Source organism: Mucilaginibacter sp. KACC 22063, assembly GCF_028736115.1.
Lineage (GTDB): Bacteria > Bacteroidota > Bacteroidia > Sphingobacteriales > Sphingobacteriaceae > Mucilaginibacter.
The window spans coordinates 1,909,612-1,928,728 of sequence record NZ_CP117877.1 but is presented as its reverse complement, the minus strand read 5'-3'; the positions used below and the strand labels follow the sequence as shown (position 1 = coordinate 1,928,728).

Here is a 19,117-nt window from a genome sequence, read left to right as displayed (position 1 = left end):
TAGTTAACATTTATCTCATCTTATTTATCGCAATTTTTATGATTAAAAAACTCAAGGTAAAACGTTTTAAATATTATTTCATTTATTCAGCTCTCTTGTTGGGTACAAGCAGTTTGCGGGCGCAGCCGACTGAGATCAGTCATCTTTTTTCATCCTCAGACACTGCACTTGTCCCCAAAGAGATTGAGGATCCTGAATGCATCGGAATCAATAAAGAGCCAGACCATGCAACGCTGATGCCTTATGCTTCGCTAAAAGAAGCGCTTACGGCCAACAGGCATGCTTCTTCATACGCACGTAGCCTTAACGGAACCTGGAAGTTTAACTGGGTCGACTGGCCCCAGAAACGTCCCGTTAACTTCTACAAAACCAATTACGATGTATCTACCTGGCATGATATCAAAGTACCTTCCTGCTGGCAGGTAGAGGGCTACGGCACACCTTACTATAGCAACTATAATTACATCTTTCAAAAGGATTTTCCGAAGGTAATGAGCACGCCTCCGGTAAACTTTACGGCATACCAGGAGCGCAACCCTGTTGGCAGTTACCGCCGTAATTTTGAGGTACCTGCAGACTGGAATGGCAGGCAGATCTTTATCACCTTTGATGGTGTTGATGCCGGTTTCTTTTTATGGATAAACGGTAAAAAGGTTGGCTACAGTGTGAACAGCCGTAATGCTGCCGAATTTGACATCACCAAATTTGTAAAACCTGGCAACAATATCATCGCCGTTGAAGTGTACCGCTTTACTACGGGCAGTTATCTGGAGGACCAGGACATGTTCCGGTTAAGTGGCATTTTCCGAAACGTAACCTTGTGGAGTACATCTAAAGAACATATACGAGACTATTTCATCAAAACCACCTTTGATTCTCAATTTCGTGATGCGGTGCTGCATGTTAGCGCCAAAATTAAAAACTATGGAACCAGTGATGTTCCGGCACGCAAGCTGAACATTGATCTGTACAATGGCAATACCCCGGTTGCAGGTGTAAATGCAGTACAGGATGTACCTGCGCTTAAACCCGGCGAAGAAGTGGTAGTAAATACCGATATACCTGTTAAAGCTCCTGAAAAATGGACCGCCGAGACGCCCAAATTATATACAACAGTACTTTCTTTAAAAGATGGACAGGGTAATGTGGAACAACTCTCGTCAAAAACAGGTTTCAGGCAGATAGAAATAAAGGGGCGGATATTTACCGTGAATGGTGTACCTGTAAAACTGAAAGGTGTCAATCGTCATGAAAACTGGCCTGACGACGGGCATGCCATCACAGAAGAGCAAATGGTTCGTGATATCCTGCTGATTAAACAGGCAAATTGTAACCATGTGCGCACATGCCATTACTCTGACGACCCACGCTGGTATGAACTATGCGACGAATATGGAATTTACCTGGTAGCCGAAGCTAATGTGGAAAGCCACGGCGCCTGGGATGAGTTTAACGAGGAGCCACGCATTAAAGCAGCGCTTATTGAAAGAAACAGGGCGAATGTAGAGAACTTTAAAAATCACCCTTCGGTCCTGATCTGGTCTTTGGGTAACGAGTGCGGTTCGGGTGGTTCTAACTTCAGGGCGGTACTTGATGTAATAAAATCAATTGATAATACCCGCCCTACCCACTATCAGGGTTTCGGTATCGGCAGTAAAAACCCTGCTGACATTGACAGCGAAATGTACACCCAATTGGATGACGTGGAACGCAATGCCAATGACGACAAGCTGACCAAGCCTTTTTATTTATGCGAATATGCGCATGCTATGTTCAACTCTATGGGGTCTGTTGATCTGTATAACGATCTTTTTGACAAGTACCCATCGCTGATGGGTGGTGCCATCTGGGAGTGGCAGGATCAGGGTATTTATAACGACCGCGATCCTAAACATCATATAACTGCTTATGGCGGCGGCTTCGGCGAATATCCGAACGATCATTATTTCATCCACAAAGGCGTTGTTTTTTCAGATCGCACCTTAAAACCTCATTACCCTGAGCTGAAACATGCTTACCAATGGGTTACCATAAAGGCAACCGATGCACTTAAAGGTGATTTTACCATCAAAAACAGGTATCAGTTTACTGATCTGAACAAATTTTCGGGCAAATGGTCGCTTACCGAAAATGGCGACCAGATTGCCAGCGGAACCTTTAATCCTGGCGAAATTGCACCCGGAGCCGAAAAAGCAGTACATATCTCCTACCCTTTAAAAGCTAAACCCGGCAGCGAATATTTTATAAGGCTGTCTCTGCATTTAAATAGTGATGAAAGCTGGGCACCTAAAGGCTTTGAAGTTGCAGCACAACAACTTGCTGTACCTAACAACAAACCGGCTCACGAGGTAAAATATGCCAAAGGTACGCTGGCAGCAACCGAGGACGGCGGATTGATCACCATTAAGGGCAGTGGCTTTTCTTTAACATTTGACAAGGCAAAAGGCACCTTTACACGTATCGATGAAAACGGCCGTAACCTGTTATCAGATAACGGAGGCCCTCGTTTACACTTATGGCGCGCGCCCCACCAGATCGACGATATGTGGGCCTATACAGACTGGGATAAAAAAGGGTTAACCCGTTTAAGCTGGAAAGTAAATAATGTTACCTACAAAGAGGCCGGCAACGGCGCCATCCGCATCAGTGCAGACTTGTCGGGCTACGGACGACAAAATTTCAAGGTTGATCACAAAGCCGTATATATTATTAATATAGATGGAAGAATCCACGCTGAAAATGAAGTAAGTACCAGTGATTCTACCTTTTCGCTTGCCAGGATGGGTGTACGCATGCTGTTAGACCGTGAGCTAAACCAGTTTGATTATTATGGCCGCGGCCCGATGGAAAACTATGCAGACCGTAAACGCGGCGCTGATGTTGGCCATTACTTTAGTACCGTTTTACAGCAACTAACCCCTTATGAAAAACCTATGGAATGCGGTAATCATGAAGATGTGCGCTGGGCTAACCTTAAAGCAGCCAATGGCATGAAATTAAAGGTAAAAGCAGATACATCAATGATGCAGGTATCGGCGCTGCCTTATACAGACGAAGAAATGGCGCCTGTTGCCTATAAGATCGATCTGCCTGAAAGCAAAAATACGGTTTTGGTAATCAGCCATAAAACTTTGGGCGCCGGCTCTAATGGCTGCGGGCCAAGGCCACTGGAGCAATACCGTGTATATGGTAAGAAAACCACCTTCAGTTATGATATTACTTTATAAACTATTATAGCGAGAATTTATCGCCATACAGTGAATAGATCTCCTAACTGAATATTATATCTTAAAGTGAATTAAAGCCAAACCTTATACAAGGTTTGGCTTTTTGTTTCTATAAGCTTCTTTGTGTACCTGCTCATGATTTGACGCAGCTACAGAAATATATTAATACGGAAACTAAAACATAAAAGACAACTTACTTTTTATAATGTAAGTAAAATTTTTTTAGCTCATCATCGTCTGTAAAAGTATGGAACAGCAAAAGATCAGGGTAATTATAACAGGATCAACCGGAATGGTTGGCGAAGGCGTCTTGTTGGAGTGTCTTAATCACTCTATGGTTGAGGCCGTGCTAATTATCAATCGCAAGCCTTTGGGTATTGCCCACCCCAAATTAAAAGAGATCATCCATACTGATTTTTTCAACATATCGCCTATTGTTGATCAGTTAAAGGGATATAATGCCTGCTACTTTTGCCTCGGTATTTCATCGGTGGGCATAAATGCGGAGGACTATTACAAAACAACATATACCCTAACCATGCACATTGCTGAAACATTAAGTACTTTAAACCCGGGCATGACTTTTACTTATGTTTCAGGTGCAGGTACTGACAGCAGCGAGAAAGGCCGAGTGCGCTGGGCAAGGGTAAAGGGTAAAACAGAAAACCACCTGAGCATGCTTCCTTTTAAACAGCAATTCAACTTTAGGCCAGGCTTTATCAAGCCAACCAGAGGCCAAAGCAAGGCGCATAAATTTTACAGGTATATCAACTGGATATTTCCTATTGGCCGGAAAATTTACCCTAAGGGCTTTTGCACCATGCACGAATTTACATTGGCGATGATCAATGTTACCCTGCATGGATTCAACAAAAATGTGGTCGACGGGAAGGATATTATTAAACTTGGCGCTAAGTGATTTATTAAATCACTTAGACTGTATCAAAGCGTTGGAAACTCACAAAAAATGTAGAGCCCACGCCGTAATTACTTTCCAGCCATATCCTGCCCTGATGCTTTTCCATTATCTTTTTAACAATGGCAAGTCCCACTCCTGATCCTTCATAGTCCTTAACTTCGTCTGAACGGTTAAACAGGTCAAATATCTTATGTACTTCGTGAGGTTTAATACCGATTCCGTTATCCGAAATCGCGTATTCTACATGGGTTGATGTATGTTCACCTTTAATGTTCACCACAGGGTTATCACTCTTTTTAGAGTATTTTACCGCATTGCTCATTAAATTAGAGAACACCTGGAACACCATGATCTCATCACCTTGTATAGGTGGCGTTTCGCCGATATTAATAGTCAGGTTTTCATTTTCGCTGGCAATCAACAGATCGTGTTTTAAATCAATCAGCATCTTGCTCATTTCTATTGGCCTCGACTCTATCTTTGCCTGGCCTACTTTTGAGTAATTGAGCACTTCCTGAATCATCTCCTGCATTTTCTGCGCACCGCTCAAAATGCGCTCAACCATGTATTTCGCTTTTGGCTCAAGCTCAAACTTGGTATTCAGCAGTTGCGAATAACTTTTTATAGTAGTAAGGGGATTTTTAAGATCGTGAGAAATGGTGTAGCTAAATGCATCCAACTCATCATAAGCTTCGCGTAGTTTTTCGTTAAGTTTACGCAGCTCATTTGCTCTACGGCTTATGGCATAATTCACCTCATCTCTAAGTTGAACTGCTGATCTTAAATCTTGTGGTGTCCAGGGCGTTGAAATATTATTTACCTGCTGGGACCAAAGTTCAAAAGATGTTCTTGGCGATATATGCGCCATCCCGTTTTCATCGAAAACAGTAGGCTTTCCTGGTTTACCAGCCCAATTAATAGTTGCCACTACTTCAGGCTTAAACCAAATCATGTATTCGTTTAGTTCGCGGGATATACGGCACACCAAAATACCGCTTGCGGTATCTTTTATTTCAGCCGCAGCCGGAAATACATTTGGCAATTGATTGGTTTGATAGATATCACCTTCCATATTTTGTTCAAGCCAAACTGCAAGCTCTTTTATAAAAGTTTCGTCCGGGGTATTGCCTGCTAACGTAACATGGTTATCAAAAAGCAGTGCTGCTCCTTCAGAGTCTACGGCATCCTGAATAGTGACTTCACTACAACACAATGCTTCATTTATATCATTACTTCTCAGCAAATTACGCGTTATTGCATCAATAGCAGCTTTAAGCTTATTAGATACTTGCTGATCTTCTTCATTCTGGCGGAAACTTAATGCAGAAGATAGCACCTGCCCTACCAGCTTTGCCGATTCGCGTTCGCGGTAATTAATAAATCGTGGCGAATAATTATGACAAGCCACCAAGCCCCATAGTTCGCCCTGATTAATCAGCGAGATACTAAAGCTTGATGCCACATCCATATTTTTAAGATATTGAATGTGTATCGGCGATACCGCCCTTAATACCGAATGGGTAAGGTCAAGTGGATTTGCATCATGATCTGCAACGGTAGCAATAGCTGATGGTTCCGCATTAACATCTGCAATAAGGCGTATCAGGTTAATTTTGTAAAGTTCCCGGGCTTGTTTAGGTATATCCGTTGCCGGGTAGTGCAGTCCGTACAAACTGTCTAATCCCTCATTTTTGGCTTCCGCTACAACCTCGCCATGGCCGTCTTCATGAAATTTGTAAATCATTACACGGTCATAGCCTATAATACCTTTAACCTGCTCGGCAGTTTTATTCAGTAATTGAGAAAGGCTTTTATCGGTAAGCATCTCAGCAAGCGAACGCCCAACTTCACGCTGAAGATCAGCACGCAGGTCAGAAATTTCCGGCTCAAACTCCAGCAAGTAATATGTTGCTGATTTATTAATGATCAGGTTAAATATCTTTCCTTTAATACTCAGTACATAAGGGTTTACTGGCTCAAAGCCTTTGGCGCTATAACCAAGTTTTATGAGCTGCACTAAAAAAGGTTCATCGCCACCGCCACGTTCAAGGTAAGATTCTATAACACTAACGTGTTTATCAAGGATCTCTACAGCAGTCAACGGTATGTATTCAGAAATATTTTCGCTGCTATACGCAACCTTATATTTTTGGTCAAGCGCTATTAAAAAGCCATGCGATTGTATTTTGCCAGGAATATGTATTGGCTCTTTATCGCAGTTAGTGAGATTGGGTATAAACATTAATAGGGAAATATTCTTATAAATACATAACTGATTGTATCGTATAAGTTAAGTATCAGTGAAAAATTACGCGATCAAAGATAAAACTAAAATCGAAAATCAATACTTAATTAATTACAACCTTAAATTTTTCACAATTTTGAAATAATACGATTTCTATTTTGATTACTACATTAGAAACCAAATGAAAATTTATCAGCAAATCAAATCATTGAAAGAACGCCGCAGAGGCTTTCATCTCATTACAGATGAAATAACAGATGGGCTACCACAAATAAAAGAACTTAAAACAGGCCTTTGCCAGGTTTTTATCCAACATACATCGGCATCTTTAACCATAAACGAAAATGCTGACCCTACGGTTCGTCAGGATTTTGAGATGTGGTTTAATAAAACTGTCAAAGAAAATGATCCGGACTATCTACATAACGACGAAGGCCCGGACGATATGCCTGCACATATAAAAGCTGCAATGCTTGGCAATTCGGTAACTATACCGATAAGTAATGGCAGGCTTGCCTTAGGTACCTGGCAGGGCATTTACTTATGCGAACATCGTAATTACGGCGGGCCAAGAAGAATTGTGATTACAGCGTGGGGCGAATGAATTAATAATCGTCGCTCAAATCGTCAGCATCTCCATCCTCAAATTCGTCAGGAAGATGATCGTCATCTTCTGGATCCGGCTCGTTAAGATCATCGCCTACTCTAATCTCATTCAGGTCATCTTCATCATTCATCCAGTCATCAAAGTTTTCGTCTTCTTCATCATCTACCAGTTCATCATCTTCAGGCGAAAAAGCATTGATGAAGTTCAGGGTGTCAATCTGTGAGTCGAGTGTGTTGTTTTCTATTAATAACATATAAATGAGATTTAATTTAGAACAGCTATAAGATAGCAAAGTTTGCTCAGTAAGCCGCTTTGTAGGTTTTGTTTCCGTTGCCAAGCCACAATAATGTATTTATGACTAACTGGCTTTCTTCGGGGCTATCAAATGTATGCGAGAGGTCTTTATTGATACCATGCTCATAATCAATATCGTTATGCCCCATATTAAAATAAACCATTCGATAATTCTTGTTGCTCCAAACCACGGGATAATAGCCGTTGTGCCATATTTCAGATTGCTTAGGCCCGGTGCCTAACGGAAAGCTGCTTGAATCAATTGCCAGCAAAATATCAATGTTTTTATTTTTTATGAGGTCATTTTGCCAGCGGTACCATTCATTAGGGGATGCTTTTATAATATGATTTAGTCCCTTAGTTGCTGCATGCTTGGGATCTTCGATCCTCAAAAACGCAGAAGTTGGCCGCCAAGTGTTACTTTTATATTCGCCTGAACCTAAAAACTCGTTGTGGTACCAATCCCAGTCCTGGTTATAAGTAGACTGGTTTAACGCAAAAGCCGAAAAGTGGAAGCCCATCCATCCTCCTCCGTTCTTCACGTAATTTTCAAATGCCTTGCGTTGTGCAGGTTCTTCTGGTCGGGTATCTAAGAAAATGATAACCTTGTATTTTTTCAAAAATTCCGGGTTGAGGTTATTCCAGTTATTGGTTGAATCGTACGTGAAATGATATTTCTTAGCCACTTCGGGAAACCATTTATTAGCCTCGTGAACAAAGCTTATATGCGCCTGATCATTCTTAGCGGTATAAAATGCAATTACATGGAACTTTGATTTTTGGGCATATACGTTCAATGCTGTCAGTATACAGAATGATAAAATAAACAGGAATTTATAAGGCTGGTTTAAACGGTTCATAATTGGTGATGTATAATACTAAGCTAATGTTTTAGCATCATTTGCCCATATTTTTTTGTTAGAATTGGATAATTTCTTAACAATTAATTTAAACAATCAGATAAAGCGATAGGTTATTGAAATATCAATCCGACTGATTATGAAAACTGAAAAGAAGAAACCGGAAACCTATAAAAAGGTTAAAAGCGACATTAAAACAGATTCGCCAATTAGTGAAAAGGATGAAATAAAAAGAGCAGAGGATAACATGCGCGAGGCTGCCAAGAAACTTAAAAAGTTATAAGGCGGGCTTTAGGTTGAATACATCCTTTAGTGCCCTTTTTGCTGCATGGTAACCACACATGCCGTGTACCCCCCCGCCGGGTGGCGTTGATGCCGAACATATATATAAGCCTTTTGCTGAAGTACGGTATGGCGAAGCCCTTAAAACAGGACGAGTAAACAATTGTGCAATATCCTGAACGCCGCCATTGATATCGCCACCTATATAATTAGGGTTATAGTCCTGCATTTGTTTGGCATTCATTATATGCTTTGCTAAAATGCGCTCACGGAAACCCGGAGCAAACCGTTCTACCTGGCTTTCAATCTGCTGCACCATGTTTTGCGTATTACCTTTTGGCATGTGGCAATAGCCCCATAAGGTATGCTTGCCTTGCGGTGCGCGGGTATCATCAAACAGGCTTTGCTGTGCTAATAAAACAAACGGCTTAGCAGCAACATGGCCTTTCCATGCAGCTTTTTCTGAAGCGGCAATATCGTTTAAAGTGCCGCCCAAATGCACTGTTCCTGCTTTATGGCATGCTTCGGCAGTAAATGGGACAGCGCCATCCAAAGCCCAGTCTATTTTGTAAACGCCCATTCCATAACGATAACGCTCCAGTTGCCAGCTATAAAGCGACGAAAGCTTATGCCCTGCTATCTGTAATAACTGCTGCGGGCCAACATCAAATAGTACCGCATGGCTGGATGGTAGTTGCTTTAGCGAATTGACCATTAGGCTGGTTTCAATTTTACCGCCCAGATTTATAAAATGCGCCGCCAACGCATCAGCTATGGTTTGCGAACCGCCTTTGGGTATAGGCCAGCCTTTATCATGCGCTGCAAGTAATAGCATTAATGCTACGGCTGATGTAACTGGTTTATCCAGCGGTTGCATGCTATGGGCCGCCATACCTGCCCATAAACCTTTAGCCTTTTCAGTTTTGAAATATCTTTTGGCAATCCATTCGGCAGATGGCAATGCTTTTAATCCAAATTTGGCCAATGCCAACGGATATTGCGGCAATTGCAAAGGTGCCAGGGCATCTGGTAAAATCTTTTGCCAGTCGTCCTTAAGGGGCTTTATTAATTTTTTGTAAGCTAATTCATCTTTACCCAGATCTTTTGCAGTTAACTCAAGCGATTGCCGCAAAACGGCGGAAGTACCATCATCAAGCGGATGCGCGGCGGCATATTCCGGGTAGATAAATTCAAGTCCGTATTGATGTAAGGGCAGTTTACTAAAAAACGGAGAGTTTACCGCAAGCGGATGTATAGCTGAGCAGATGTCATGCTTAAAGCCCGGCAAGGTGAGTTCGGCCGTTCGCAAACCACCACCGATGGTATCTTTACCTTCTACAAGCAGTACGCATAACCCGGCTTGCTGCATGGTAATTGCGGCAGCAAGGCCATTAGGCCCCGATCCTACTATTATGGCATCATAATCTCGCTTAGCTAACACTTCGGCAATTTAATATTAATTGATTATTGATGCGATGCCACCCCCCAATAACAGGCATTCCTGATTCTGTTGAGTGCCGCTGTATCGACATTTTTTATCACATAGTATTGCCCGCTGCCATTGTTAAAGTAAAGTTTGGCATCTTCGTTATTATAAATAAAGGTGGCCATTTTATTAGCAGCCTGTTCCGTATTATCATCCACAAGCACCTGTATACCATTGGTTATCTTAGGATTGCTGCTTTGTAGGTCAAGGTCATCTGCCTTAACCCAATTCGCGACAAACTTAATATTGCTTTGGCTTTCTCCGTTGATTAAAGTTTTATATTCCTTTGTGGCTTGTATTTGCTGTAATAATATTTTCATACATGGGCCGGAAATAGTTGCCGTACCATAATTTTTAGCAGTATTGTTAATCACACTATCTTTTTTACCATTAACGGTAACAGTTGTTTTTGTAATATTCTTAGAAACCGGCTTAGGTTTTTGATTACATGCGTTTAAAATAAACACAGCAGAAAATAAAATGAGCAACCTTAACCTATTCATAATTAAACGATTATTTTATAAATACAGCTATCCGGCTTTAATTGTTTAACAGGGTTATATAAACACTATATAGTGGCCACACGTTCGCATTTATCGTAAAACAAATAGTGTAACTACAGGTTAAAATAAACATTGTTACATTTTTAAAGATGACACAATGAGCAAAGAGTAATAAAGTAACGGGGAATTCTGCATAACTAAAAAGGTATACCATTTAACAAAATGGGTTCCCGGTATTAAACTTTAAATTGCAAAGTTTAAACCGCAACATTATTGTAAAAATTACAACATGGATAAAGCAGCTATCCAAATATTTTGGTAAATATGCACAACAATAGAAAACGCATGATAAGCGTTCGATCTACGAAATGAGCAACGGAACATCTATAAGACAAGAAGCTGACGTAATATTAATTGGTGCCGGTATTATGAGCGCCACGCTGGGTGTGATGCTAAAAACCTTACAGCCAGAGCTTACTATTGAAATATTTGAGCGTTTGGATGTTGTAGCAGCCGAAAGTTCGGACGCTATGAACAATGCAGGCACAGGGCACTCTGCCTTTTGCGAGCTCAACTACACGCCTCAATTAAACGATGGTACAGTTGATATTACTAAAGCGATAAAAATTGCTGAGCAGTTTGAAATTTCTAAAGAGTTTTGGTCATTTCTGATTGAAAATAAGCTGATCCCATCTGCCGAAAACTTTATTACTAAAGTTCCGCACATGAGCTTTGTTTGGGGCGATGACAATGTAAACTACCTTAAAAAACGCCACGAAGCTTTAAGCAAACACCATTTCTTTAAAGAAATGCAGTACAGCGAAGATAACGCCCTGCTTAAAGAATGGATCCCATTGGTAATGGAAGGCCGCGACGTTAACGAAAAGGTATCGGCCACTAAAATGGATCTGGGTACCGACGTAAACTTTGGCAGCCTTACTAACAGCCTTTTCAACTGGCTTAAACTTCAGCCGGGCGTAAACATGAGCCTGCTGCACGAAGTAAGAGACATTAAACGCAAAGGCACTAACTGGAACGTAAGGGTAAGGGATCTGACCAACCGTTTAAGCCATAAGGTTAAAGCTAAGTTTGTGTTTGTTGGTGCCGGTGGCGGTGCGTTGCCTTTACTGCAAAAATCAGGCATACCAGAAAGCAAAGGCTTTGGTGGTTTCCCTGTGAGCGGCGAATGGTTAGTGTGTGATAATCCGGAGATCATTAAAAAACATCAGGCTAAGGTATATGGTAAGGCATCGGTAGGTTCGCCGCCAATGTCTGTACCGCACCTTGATACGCGTATGATCAATGGCACAAAAGCATTGCTGTTTGGCCCGTACGCTGGTTTCTCAACACGCTTTCTGAAAAAAGGATCATTACTTGATCTGTTCAAATCAATAAAACTGAATAACCTTTACCCGCTTATTAAAGCAGGTTTAGACAATATTCCGCTTACACGGTATTTAATCGGTCAGGTAACACAATCGCAAAACGACCGTCTTGCTGCATTGCGTGATTATTATCCGCAGGCAAAAAGCGAAGATTGGAAATTGGAGATTGCTGGTCAGCGTGTGCAGGTGATCAAGAAAGATCCTAAACTTGGTGGCGTGCTTGAATTTGGAACAGAAGTAGTTACCGCTGCAGACGGTAGCATTGCAGCACTGCTGGGTGCTTCGCCCGGTGCATCAACATCTGTTCCTATTATGGTGCAACTGATTGAGCGTTGTTTTAAAGATCAGGTAAAAACGGCAGAGTGGCAGGAGCATCTTAAAAAAATGATACCATCTTACGGGCAATCATTAGCTAAAAACCCGGAGTTAAGTGCAGAAACGCGCGACAGGACAACCAAGATTTTAGCTATAGGATAAGGCAAAAAATATCCAATATTTACTTTACTTATATTAGCCCGAAAAATTCTTGTAATAAATTCGGGCTATCAGCCGTTTAACACGGTAATCATATGAAAATATTAGTGACCGGCACAGCCGGATTTATTGGTTTTTATGTTGCACAACGTTTAGCAGCCTTAAACCATGAAGTTGTTGGCGTTGACAATATTAACGACTATTATGATGTAGCCCTAAAACATGGCCGTTTAAAGGCTACGGGTATCGACATCAAACAACTAACCGGTACCGCCCCTATCCAAAGTACCATTTATCCTAATTACAGCTTTGTTAAATTAGATATTGCAGACCGTAACAAAGTACGGGAGCTTTTTGATATTTACCGATTTGATGTAGTTTGCCATTTGGCAGCGCAGGCAGGTGTAAGATATTCTATTACTAACCCTTATGATTATGCCTTGAGTAACCTTTCCGGCTTTTTAAGCATACTGGAAGGTTGCAGGCAGATGCAGGTAAAGCACTTGGTTTACGCCAGCAGTTCAAGCGTTTATGGTTTAAATGACAATACGCCTTTTTCTGTTCACGAAGGTGCAGCACACCCCGTTAGCCTGTATGCTGCCAGTAAAAAGAGTAACGAAATGATGGCGCACAGTTATAGCCATCTTTACAATATTCCTTCAACCGGTTTGCGCTTCTTTACTGTTTATGGCCCCTGGGGTCGGCCTGATATGGCATACTTCAGCTTTGCTGATGCGATATTAAAAGGCAAACCTATCAACGTTTATAATAATGGCCAAATGCAGCGCGACTTTACTTATATTGATGATATTGTGGAGGGCGTAATACGTGTAATTGATAAACCTGCCGTGCCTAACCCAAATTGGGACAAAAAGAACCCTGATCCGGCTACATCACTTGCACCTTATCGCTTGTACAATATCGGTAACTCGTCGCCTGTGAAACTGCTTAATTTTATTGAGGCGCTGGAAAACGCCATAGGTAAAAAAGCGGTTAAAAACATGCTGCCGATGCAACCGGGTGATGTTTTATCAACCGATGCCGACATGTCAGATCTTGAACAGGACTTTCATTATCATCCTAAAACGGATATACAAACAGGTATTAATCAGTTTGTAAACTGGTACCGCGAGTTTTACAACCTTTAATTTTGATTGCTTTACACAGGCTGTAACCATCTGATTGTTTAACCAACCTTTTTCTTATTTTTGCTCGTTCGCAGGTTCCGTCTTAAGGAACTGCGGAAACTTTACAAATGGATATATCTGTAGTAATACCCCTACTTAATGAGGTTGAATCGTTACCTGAGCTTACCGAATGGATAGCACGGGTAATGAAAGATAATAACTTCACTTATGAGGTTCTTTTGGTTGATGATGGCAGCAGCGACGGTTCATGGGAAATGATCTGTGATTTGCATCGTCAAAATCAAGCCATAAGGGGTATCAAGTTTAGAAGAAATTATGGTAAGTCGGCTGCCTTAAACACTGGTTTTGAAGCTGCGCAAGGCAATGTGGTAATTACTATGGATGCTGACCTACAGGACAGTCCTGATGAAATACCGGAGTTATACCGTTTGGTCACTGAGGATAATTACGATCTTATTTCAGGCTGGAAAGCTAAAAGATATGACCCGCCAAGCAAAACCATTCCAACAAAACTGTTCAATGCCGCTACACGCAAAATGTCGGGCATTGATAACCTGCACGATTTTAATTGCGGCTTAAAGGCCTACCGAAAGGCTGTGGTAAAAAACATCGAGGTCTACGGGGAAATGCACCGCTATATCCCTGTGTTGGCAAAATGGGCAGGGTTTAAAAAAATCGGCGAAAAAGTGGTTGAACACCGTGCCCGCAAATACGGTAAAACCAAATTCGGCATGAGCCGCTTTATCAATGGTTTTCTTGATTTGCTTTCTATCTTCTTTGTAGGCAAATTCGGCAAACGCCCCATGCACTTTTTTGGCAGCATGGGTGTGCTTAGCTTTTTTATAGGTTTAGTAATGGCTATATGGATTATATGTGAAAAACTATATCACATTGCACATAATGAAGCCTACCGCGATGCTACACAAAATCCCCTGTTTTATATTGCATTAGTGGCTATAATTGTAGGTTCACAACTTTTTTTAACCGGTTTTGTGGCAGAACTGGTATCGCGCAGTTCACAAGACAGAAACAATTACCAGGTTGAAGAAAGGGTATAATTTCGGAATTCAGACTTTCAATTTTGGATTTTATAAAATGCGCAAATGAGTACATCGCAGATATGCAAATCACTAAGATTTTTCAACATCATACCTGATACAACTTTTAATCTGCACATTTGCAAATTAGTACATCTGCCTATCTAAGCATGTTTTTCTCTATCATCATCCCTCTGTATAACCGTCCGCAGGAAATTAAAGAACTGCTGGAAACGCTGACTCTACAGACCTATAAAAACTTTGAGGTGCTGGTAATAGAGGATGGATCAGTAAATGATGCGGCTGATATTGTCAAGAGTTTTAAAGGTCAACTCGATCTTCATTATTATTCTAAGCCAAACGAAGGCCAGGGCTTTACCCGCAATTTTGGATTTGAACGTGCCAAAGGAGATTACTTTATCATATTTGATTCTGACTGCCTTATCCCTGAAGATTATCTGGAGATAGTAAACAACCGCCTGCAAACCGATTGGCTGGATGCTTATGGTGGCCCGGATGATGCGCACCCCAGCTTTACCCCCATTCAACGTGCCATCAGCTACTCCATGACCTCCCCTTTTACTACCGGCGGTATCAGGGGCAATAAAAAAGGCATTGGTCAGTTCCACCCACGTAGCTTCAACATGGGTATTTCACGCAAGGTTTGGGAAACCGTAGGCGGATTTATTATTACCCGTTTGGGTGAAGATATCGAATACAGCATCCGCATACATACCGCCGGTTTCAAAATCGGCTTAATACCCGAAGCTAAAGTATTTCATAAACGACGTACCAGTTTTTACCAGTTTTACAAGCAGTTACATTTTTTCGGCAGGGCGCGTATTAACATCTATAAATTTTTCCCTAAGGAGCTTAAAGCAGTGCATTTTTTTCCGGCGGTGTTTACGCTTGGGCTTTTGTTTACTGTTATCACCAACCTAACAGGCTGGAGAATAGCAGTGTTGTGTAATGCAATGTTAGCATTATTTATATTGTTAATATTTTTTCATTCGCTGGTTAAAAATAAATCATTAAAAGTTGCATTTTTGAGCATAGCAGCTGCCTTTATTCAGTTAACCGCTTACGGTTTAGGATTTATGCAGGATTTTTGGAAGCGTATTATATTAAAATTGTCATAAGCGGGTATGTATCATCCCTTTTCGGTACCAGAAACGATTAAAACTTCGTGGGATATTTTCAGGAAAAATGTAGTCACCATTATGGTTTACTCAACCATTGCGGTATTTATCATTTTCCTGGTTGGTTCATTTTATCAGTTTGCAGACCCGCAGGATGATTTTACGCTTGCCTTTGTTACTGCCGTTATTATTATGCTTATTCAGGGATATACTACGCTTGGATTATATAAGCTTATTTTTACCCTGATTGATAGCGAGTTTTACGAGTTTGAGTTCACCCAGATCATACCCAAGATCCGCATGGTGCTCAGCTATCTTTCTATATCTATTATGTTTGCCATCATCGTTACAACATTTAAAATGTTCGTGCTTGATGGCTTGCTGGCCAAATACCCGTTGGCTACCAACATTGTAGAAACTATAGAGCTGTTTGTGATCCTTTATTTTGCATTGCGCTGTATGTTTTGCATCTGTTTTATTGTGGATGACGACTCGGGCCCAATCGAATCTTTGCAGCAAAGTTTCTTCGTCACTAAAAATAACATTCTTAAAATACTACTTTTACTTGCTATCACACTGCTATTAATAGCATTACCAATTATTATAGCTAACTTTTTTAAACTAAGCATATTCGGCGTAGGCCTTATTTTAACCTACCCATTTGTCAACATTATTCTGATCGTTGCTTACCGCAAATTGGTATACAGCCATCTGGATATTGATGATGATGTAAGTGAAACTGTCTGAAACCCATGGGATTTAAAGCCTTTATTGGAAAGCTTTACGCAAACATTGCGCAAAAACATATTAATAACATTCGTAAAAATGCGCTAACACTGCAGGATAAAACATTTCGCTACCTGGTAAGTGAAGCTGCAAATACTGTTTTTGGCGAAGATCATGGCTTTAATGATATCCACAACTACAACGACTTTAAAAAACGAGTACCCATACGCGATTATGAAGGCTTGCGCACTTATATCGACCGTATCATAAAGGGGGAAGACAATATTATGTGGCCGGGTATACCAGCTTACCTGGCTAAAACATCAGGTACTACATCAGGCATCAAGTATATCCCTATCTCAAAGCAGAGCATGCCCGAGCATATTAACGCGGCACGAAATGCTTTGCTTAACTATGCTTACGAAACAGGTAATACAGACGCGCTTGATGGTAAAATGATCTTTCTGCAAGGCAGCCCCGAGCTTTATGAAACCAGAGGTATACCAACAGGCCGGTTATCGGGCATAGTGGCGCATCATGTGCCGTCATACCTGCAAAGCAACCGATTGCCAAGCTACCCTACCAATTGCATTGAAGACTGGGAAGAAAAGGTGGAAGCCATTGTCGGCGAAACCATTAATCAGGATATGCGACTGATATCAGGCATCCCGCCCTGGTGTCAGATGTATTTCGACAGGCTTTCGGCACGTGCAGGTGGCAAAAAGATCAAGGACATCTTCCCTAACTTTAAATTGTTTGTTTACGGCGGCGTTAACTACGAACCCTACCGTGCACGAATTGAGGAAAGCATTGGCTTCCCGATAGATTCTATTGAGACTTACCCTGCTTCTGAAGGTTTTATTGCGTTTCAGGACTCACAGAAAGATAAAAGCCTGCTGTTGCTGGTAGATTCTGGCATCTTTTACGAATTTATCCCGGTTGATGAATTTTTCAATGAGAACCCTACCCGCCTTTGCCTGCGGCAAATCGAACTGAATAAAAATTACGTACTTATCTTAAATACCAATGCAGGCTTGTGGGGTTACAATATAGGTGATACTGTAAAATTTGTATCTAAAAACCCATACAAAATTGTAGTTACAGGCCGTGTTAAACATTATATATCGGCTTTTGGCGAGCATGTAATCGGTGAAGAAGTAGAACAATCGCTGATGCAGGTAGCGAACGAAGAAGGCGCCGGGATTAGTGAGTTTACAGTAGCGCCGCAGGTTAACCCCGAAGTGGGGCAACTACCCTATCACGAATGGTTCATAGAATTCAGCAACCCGCCTAAAGATATTAAGGTATTTGCTGAAAAGGTAGATAAGGTACTACAGGAAAAAAATATTTACTATGCCGATCTTATTCGCGGTAACATTTTACAACCTTTAATCGTCAAAGAGTTAAGAAAGAATGCTTTTGTAGATTACATGAGATCTGAAGGGAAACTGGGTGGGCAAAACAAAGTTCCGCGCCTTTCAAACGACAGGGTAATCGCCGATAAATTATCGGATTTTGTAATAAAATGATAACTTTAAAGTTTTAAGTCCTGTTGTGAAAACAGCATTGCGGCTTATAACTATATCAGAAATAAGAGAAGGATTGAAACATATTGCTATACTTGGCTCAACAGGCAGCATAGGGACACAGGCACTGGAGGTAATAGAGGGTAATGCTGAATTATTTAAAGCCCATGTTTTAACAGCCCAAAACAACGCTGCGCTTCTGATACAACAATGCCTTAAGTTTAGGCCCACTTATGCAGTTATCTGCAATACTGATAAATACACCGAGGTTAAAGAGGCGCTTGCAGGTACAGGCACTGAAGTACTTGCTGGTCACCAAGCTGTAAAAGACATTGTTACCGATAGCAAAATAGATGTTGTGCTTACCGCTATGGTAGGCTTTTCAGGCCTGGAACCCACCATAAATGCCATTAAAGCAGGTAAAGATATTGCCCTTGCTAATAAGGAAACGCTTGTTGTTGCAGGTGAACTGATCACCTCACTGGCCAAGGAACACAACGTAAAATTATTGCCGGTAGATTCTGAGCATTCTGCAATTTTCCAATGCCTTGCCGGGGAAGAAAACAACCCGATTGAAAAGATCATTATTACCGCTTCTGGCGGACCATTCCGCGGTAAAACAGCGCAATATTTGACCGAAGTTACCCGCAATGAAGCTTTAAAACATCCTAACTGGGTGATGGGTGCTAAAATAACTATCGACTCGGCTTCGTTAATGAATAAAGGTTTGGAAGTGATAGAAGCTAAGTGGTTGTTTGATTTAGCGCTTGATCAGATTGAAGTAGTTGTACATCCGCAATCTATTATCCATTCAATGGTACAGTTTCAGGACGGATCGATAAAAGCACAAATGGGCTTACCGGATATGAAATTGCCGATACAATATGCATTGGCTTATCCTAACCGTATTACCAACAACTTTAAGCGTTTTGATTTTACGGCCTACCCTACCTTAACTTTTGAGCAACCCGATACAAAAACATTCCGTAACCTTGACTTGGCTTACCAGGCATTGGCTAAGGGCGGCAATGCACCTTGTATTATTAATGCAGCTAATGAAATAGCCGTTGCTGGCTTTTTAAATAACGAGGTGGGCTTTTTAGCCATGAGCAATGTTATTGAAACCTGTATGGATCAGATAACTTTTATGGCCGACCCTGTTTTAGATGATTATTTAAATACTGACAAAGAAACACGCATTTTAGCGCAGCAATTGGTGCAGCAAATGCCCGATGCTTTAACAATTTGAAAAGATAACT

General features: G+C 41.3%; 16 protein-coding genes. 11 read left to right on the top strand and 5 right to left on the bottom strand.

What is annotated here, in order from left to right:
- Positions 1-38 precede the first annotated feature (38 nt).
- Positions 39-3,227: a glycoside hydrolase family 2 TIM barrel-domain containing protein gene (locus PQ461_RS08585; protein WP_274303315.1), complete on the top strand. Its 3,189-nt coding sequence runs from the start codon at positions 39-41 to the stop codon at positions 3,225-3,227.
- A gap of 247 nt (positions 3,228-3,474) precedes the next feature.
- Positions 3,475-4,146, top strand: coding sequence for an NAD-dependent epimerase/dehydratase family protein (locus PQ461_RS08580; RefSeq protein WP_274303313.1), 672 nt, complete (start codon positions 3,475-3,477; stop codon positions 4,144-4,146).
- A 13-nt stretch (positions 4,147-4,159) separates the two neighbouring features.
- On the opposite strand, the gene PQ461_RS08575 is transcribed toward PQ461_RS08580, so the two are convergent.
- On the bottom strand, positions 4,160-6,388 hold the full coding sequence (locus tag PQ461_RS08575; protein ID WP_274303310.1) for an ATP-binding protein: 2,229 nt from the start codon (positions 6,386-6,388) through the stop codon (positions 4,160-4,162).
- A 184-nt stretch (positions 6,389-6,572) separates the two neighbouring features.
- Between PQ461_RS08575 and PQ461_RS08570 the strand changes: the two genes are divergently transcribed.
- Entirely contained in the window at positions 6,573-6,995 is a 423-nt protein-coding gene (locus PQ461_RS08570) for a secondary thiamine-phosphate synthase enzyme YjbQ (protein ID WP_274303309.1), read from the top strand.
- Position 6,996: 1 nt separating this feature from the next.
- Here PQ461_RS08570 and PQ461_RS08565 read toward each other — a convergent pair whose 3' ends face one another.
- Together PQ461_RS08565 and PQ461_RS08560 are read right to left on the bottom strand one after the other, a co-directional pair.
- Positions 6,997-7,251, bottom strand: a complete 255-nt coding sequence (locus tag PQ461_RS08565; RefSeq protein WP_274303306.1) for a hypothetical protein — start codon at positions 7,249-7,251, stop codon at positions 6,997-6,999.
- A gap of 46 nt (positions 7,252-7,297) precedes the next feature.
- Positions 7,298-8,152, bottom strand: coding sequence for a ThuA domain-containing protein (locus PQ461_RS08560; protein WP_274303303.1), 855 nt, complete (start codon positions 8,150-8,152; stop codon positions 7,298-7,300).
- A gap of 139 nt (positions 8,153-8,291) precedes the next feature.
- Here PQ461_RS08560 and PQ461_RS08555 point away from each other — a divergent pair, with 139 nt between their 5' ends.
- Positions 8,292-8,435, top strand: a complete 144-nt coding sequence (locus PQ461_RS08555; RefSeq protein ID WP_274303301.1) for a hypothetical protein — start codon at positions 8,292-8,294, stop codon at positions 8,433-8,435.
- On the opposite strand, the gene PQ461_RS08550 is transcribed toward PQ461_RS08555, so the two are convergent.
- Positions 8,430-9,875: a phytoene desaturase family protein gene (locus PQ461_RS08550; protein ID WP_443192785.1), complete on the bottom strand. Its 1,446-nt coding sequence runs from the start codon at positions 9,873-9,875 to the stop codon at positions 8,430-8,432. The genes PQ461_RS08555 and PQ461_RS08550 overlap by 6 nt on opposite strands.
- A 23-nt stretch (positions 9,876-9,898) precedes the next feature.
- Positions 9,899-10,423 carry a hypothetical protein gene (locus tag PQ461_RS08545; protein ID WP_274303299.1) on the bottom strand — a complete coding sequence of 175 codons (525 nt, stop codon included), beginning with the start codon at positions 10,421-10,423 and terminating at the stop codon, positions 9,899-9,901.
- A 368-nt stretch (positions 10,424-10,791) separates the two neighbouring features.
- On the opposite strand from PQ461_RS08545, the gene PQ461_RS08540 reads away from it, so the two are divergent.
- The 7 genes from PQ461_RS08540 (at position 10,792) to PQ461_RS08510 (ending at position 19,107) form a co-directional block, all read left to right on the top strand.
- Positions 10,792-12,285 carry a malate:quinone oxidoreductase gene (locus PQ461_RS08540; protein ID WP_274303297.1) on the top strand — a complete coding sequence of 498 codons (1,494 nt, stop codon included), beginning with the start codon at positions 10,792-10,794 and terminating at the stop codon, positions 12,283-12,285.
- A 92-nt stretch (positions 12,286-12,377) separates the two neighbouring features.
- Complete coding sequence (locus PQ461_RS08535) at positions 12,378-13,430, top strand: NAD-dependent epimerase (RefSeq protein WP_274303295.1); 1,053 nt, start codon at positions 12,378-12,380, stop codon at positions 13,428-13,430.
- 107 nt (positions 13,431-13,537) lie between these two features.
- On the top strand, positions 13,538-14,488 hold the full coding sequence (locus PQ461_RS08530; protein ID WP_274303293.1) for a glycosyltransferase family 2 protein: 951 nt from the start codon (positions 13,538-13,540) through the stop codon (positions 14,486-14,488).
- Positions 14,489-14,637: 149 nt separating this feature from the next.
- On the top strand, positions 14,638-15,606 hold the full coding sequence (locus tag PQ461_RS08525; RefSeq protein ID WP_274303290.1) for a glycosyltransferase family 2 protein: 969 nt from the start codon (positions 14,638-14,640) through the stop codon (positions 15,604-15,606).
- 6 nt (positions 15,607-15,612) lie between these two features.
- The gene (locus tag PQ461_RS08520) at positions 15,613-16,353 is read left to right on the top strand and encodes a hypothetical protein (protein ID WP_274303288.1); all 741 of its coding nucleotides are present in this window, start codon (positions 15,613-15,615) and stop codon (positions 16,351-16,353) included.
- Between the two features lie 5 nt (positions 16,354-16,358).
- Complete coding sequence (locus PQ461_RS08515; RefSeq protein WP_274303287.1) at positions 16,359-17,861, top strand: GH3 auxin-responsive promoter family protein; 1,503 nt, start codon at positions 16,359-16,361, stop codon at positions 17,859-17,861.
- A 73-nt stretch (positions 17,862-17,934) separates the two neighbouring features.
- Positions 17,935-19,107 carry a 1-deoxy-D-xylulose-5-phosphate reductoisomerase gene (locus PQ461_RS08510; protein ID WP_274303998.1) on the top strand — a complete coding sequence of 391 codons (1,173 nt, stop codon included), beginning with the start codon at positions 17,935-17,937 and terminating at the stop codon, positions 19,105-19,107.
- Positions 19,108-19,117 lie beyond the last annotated feature (10 nt).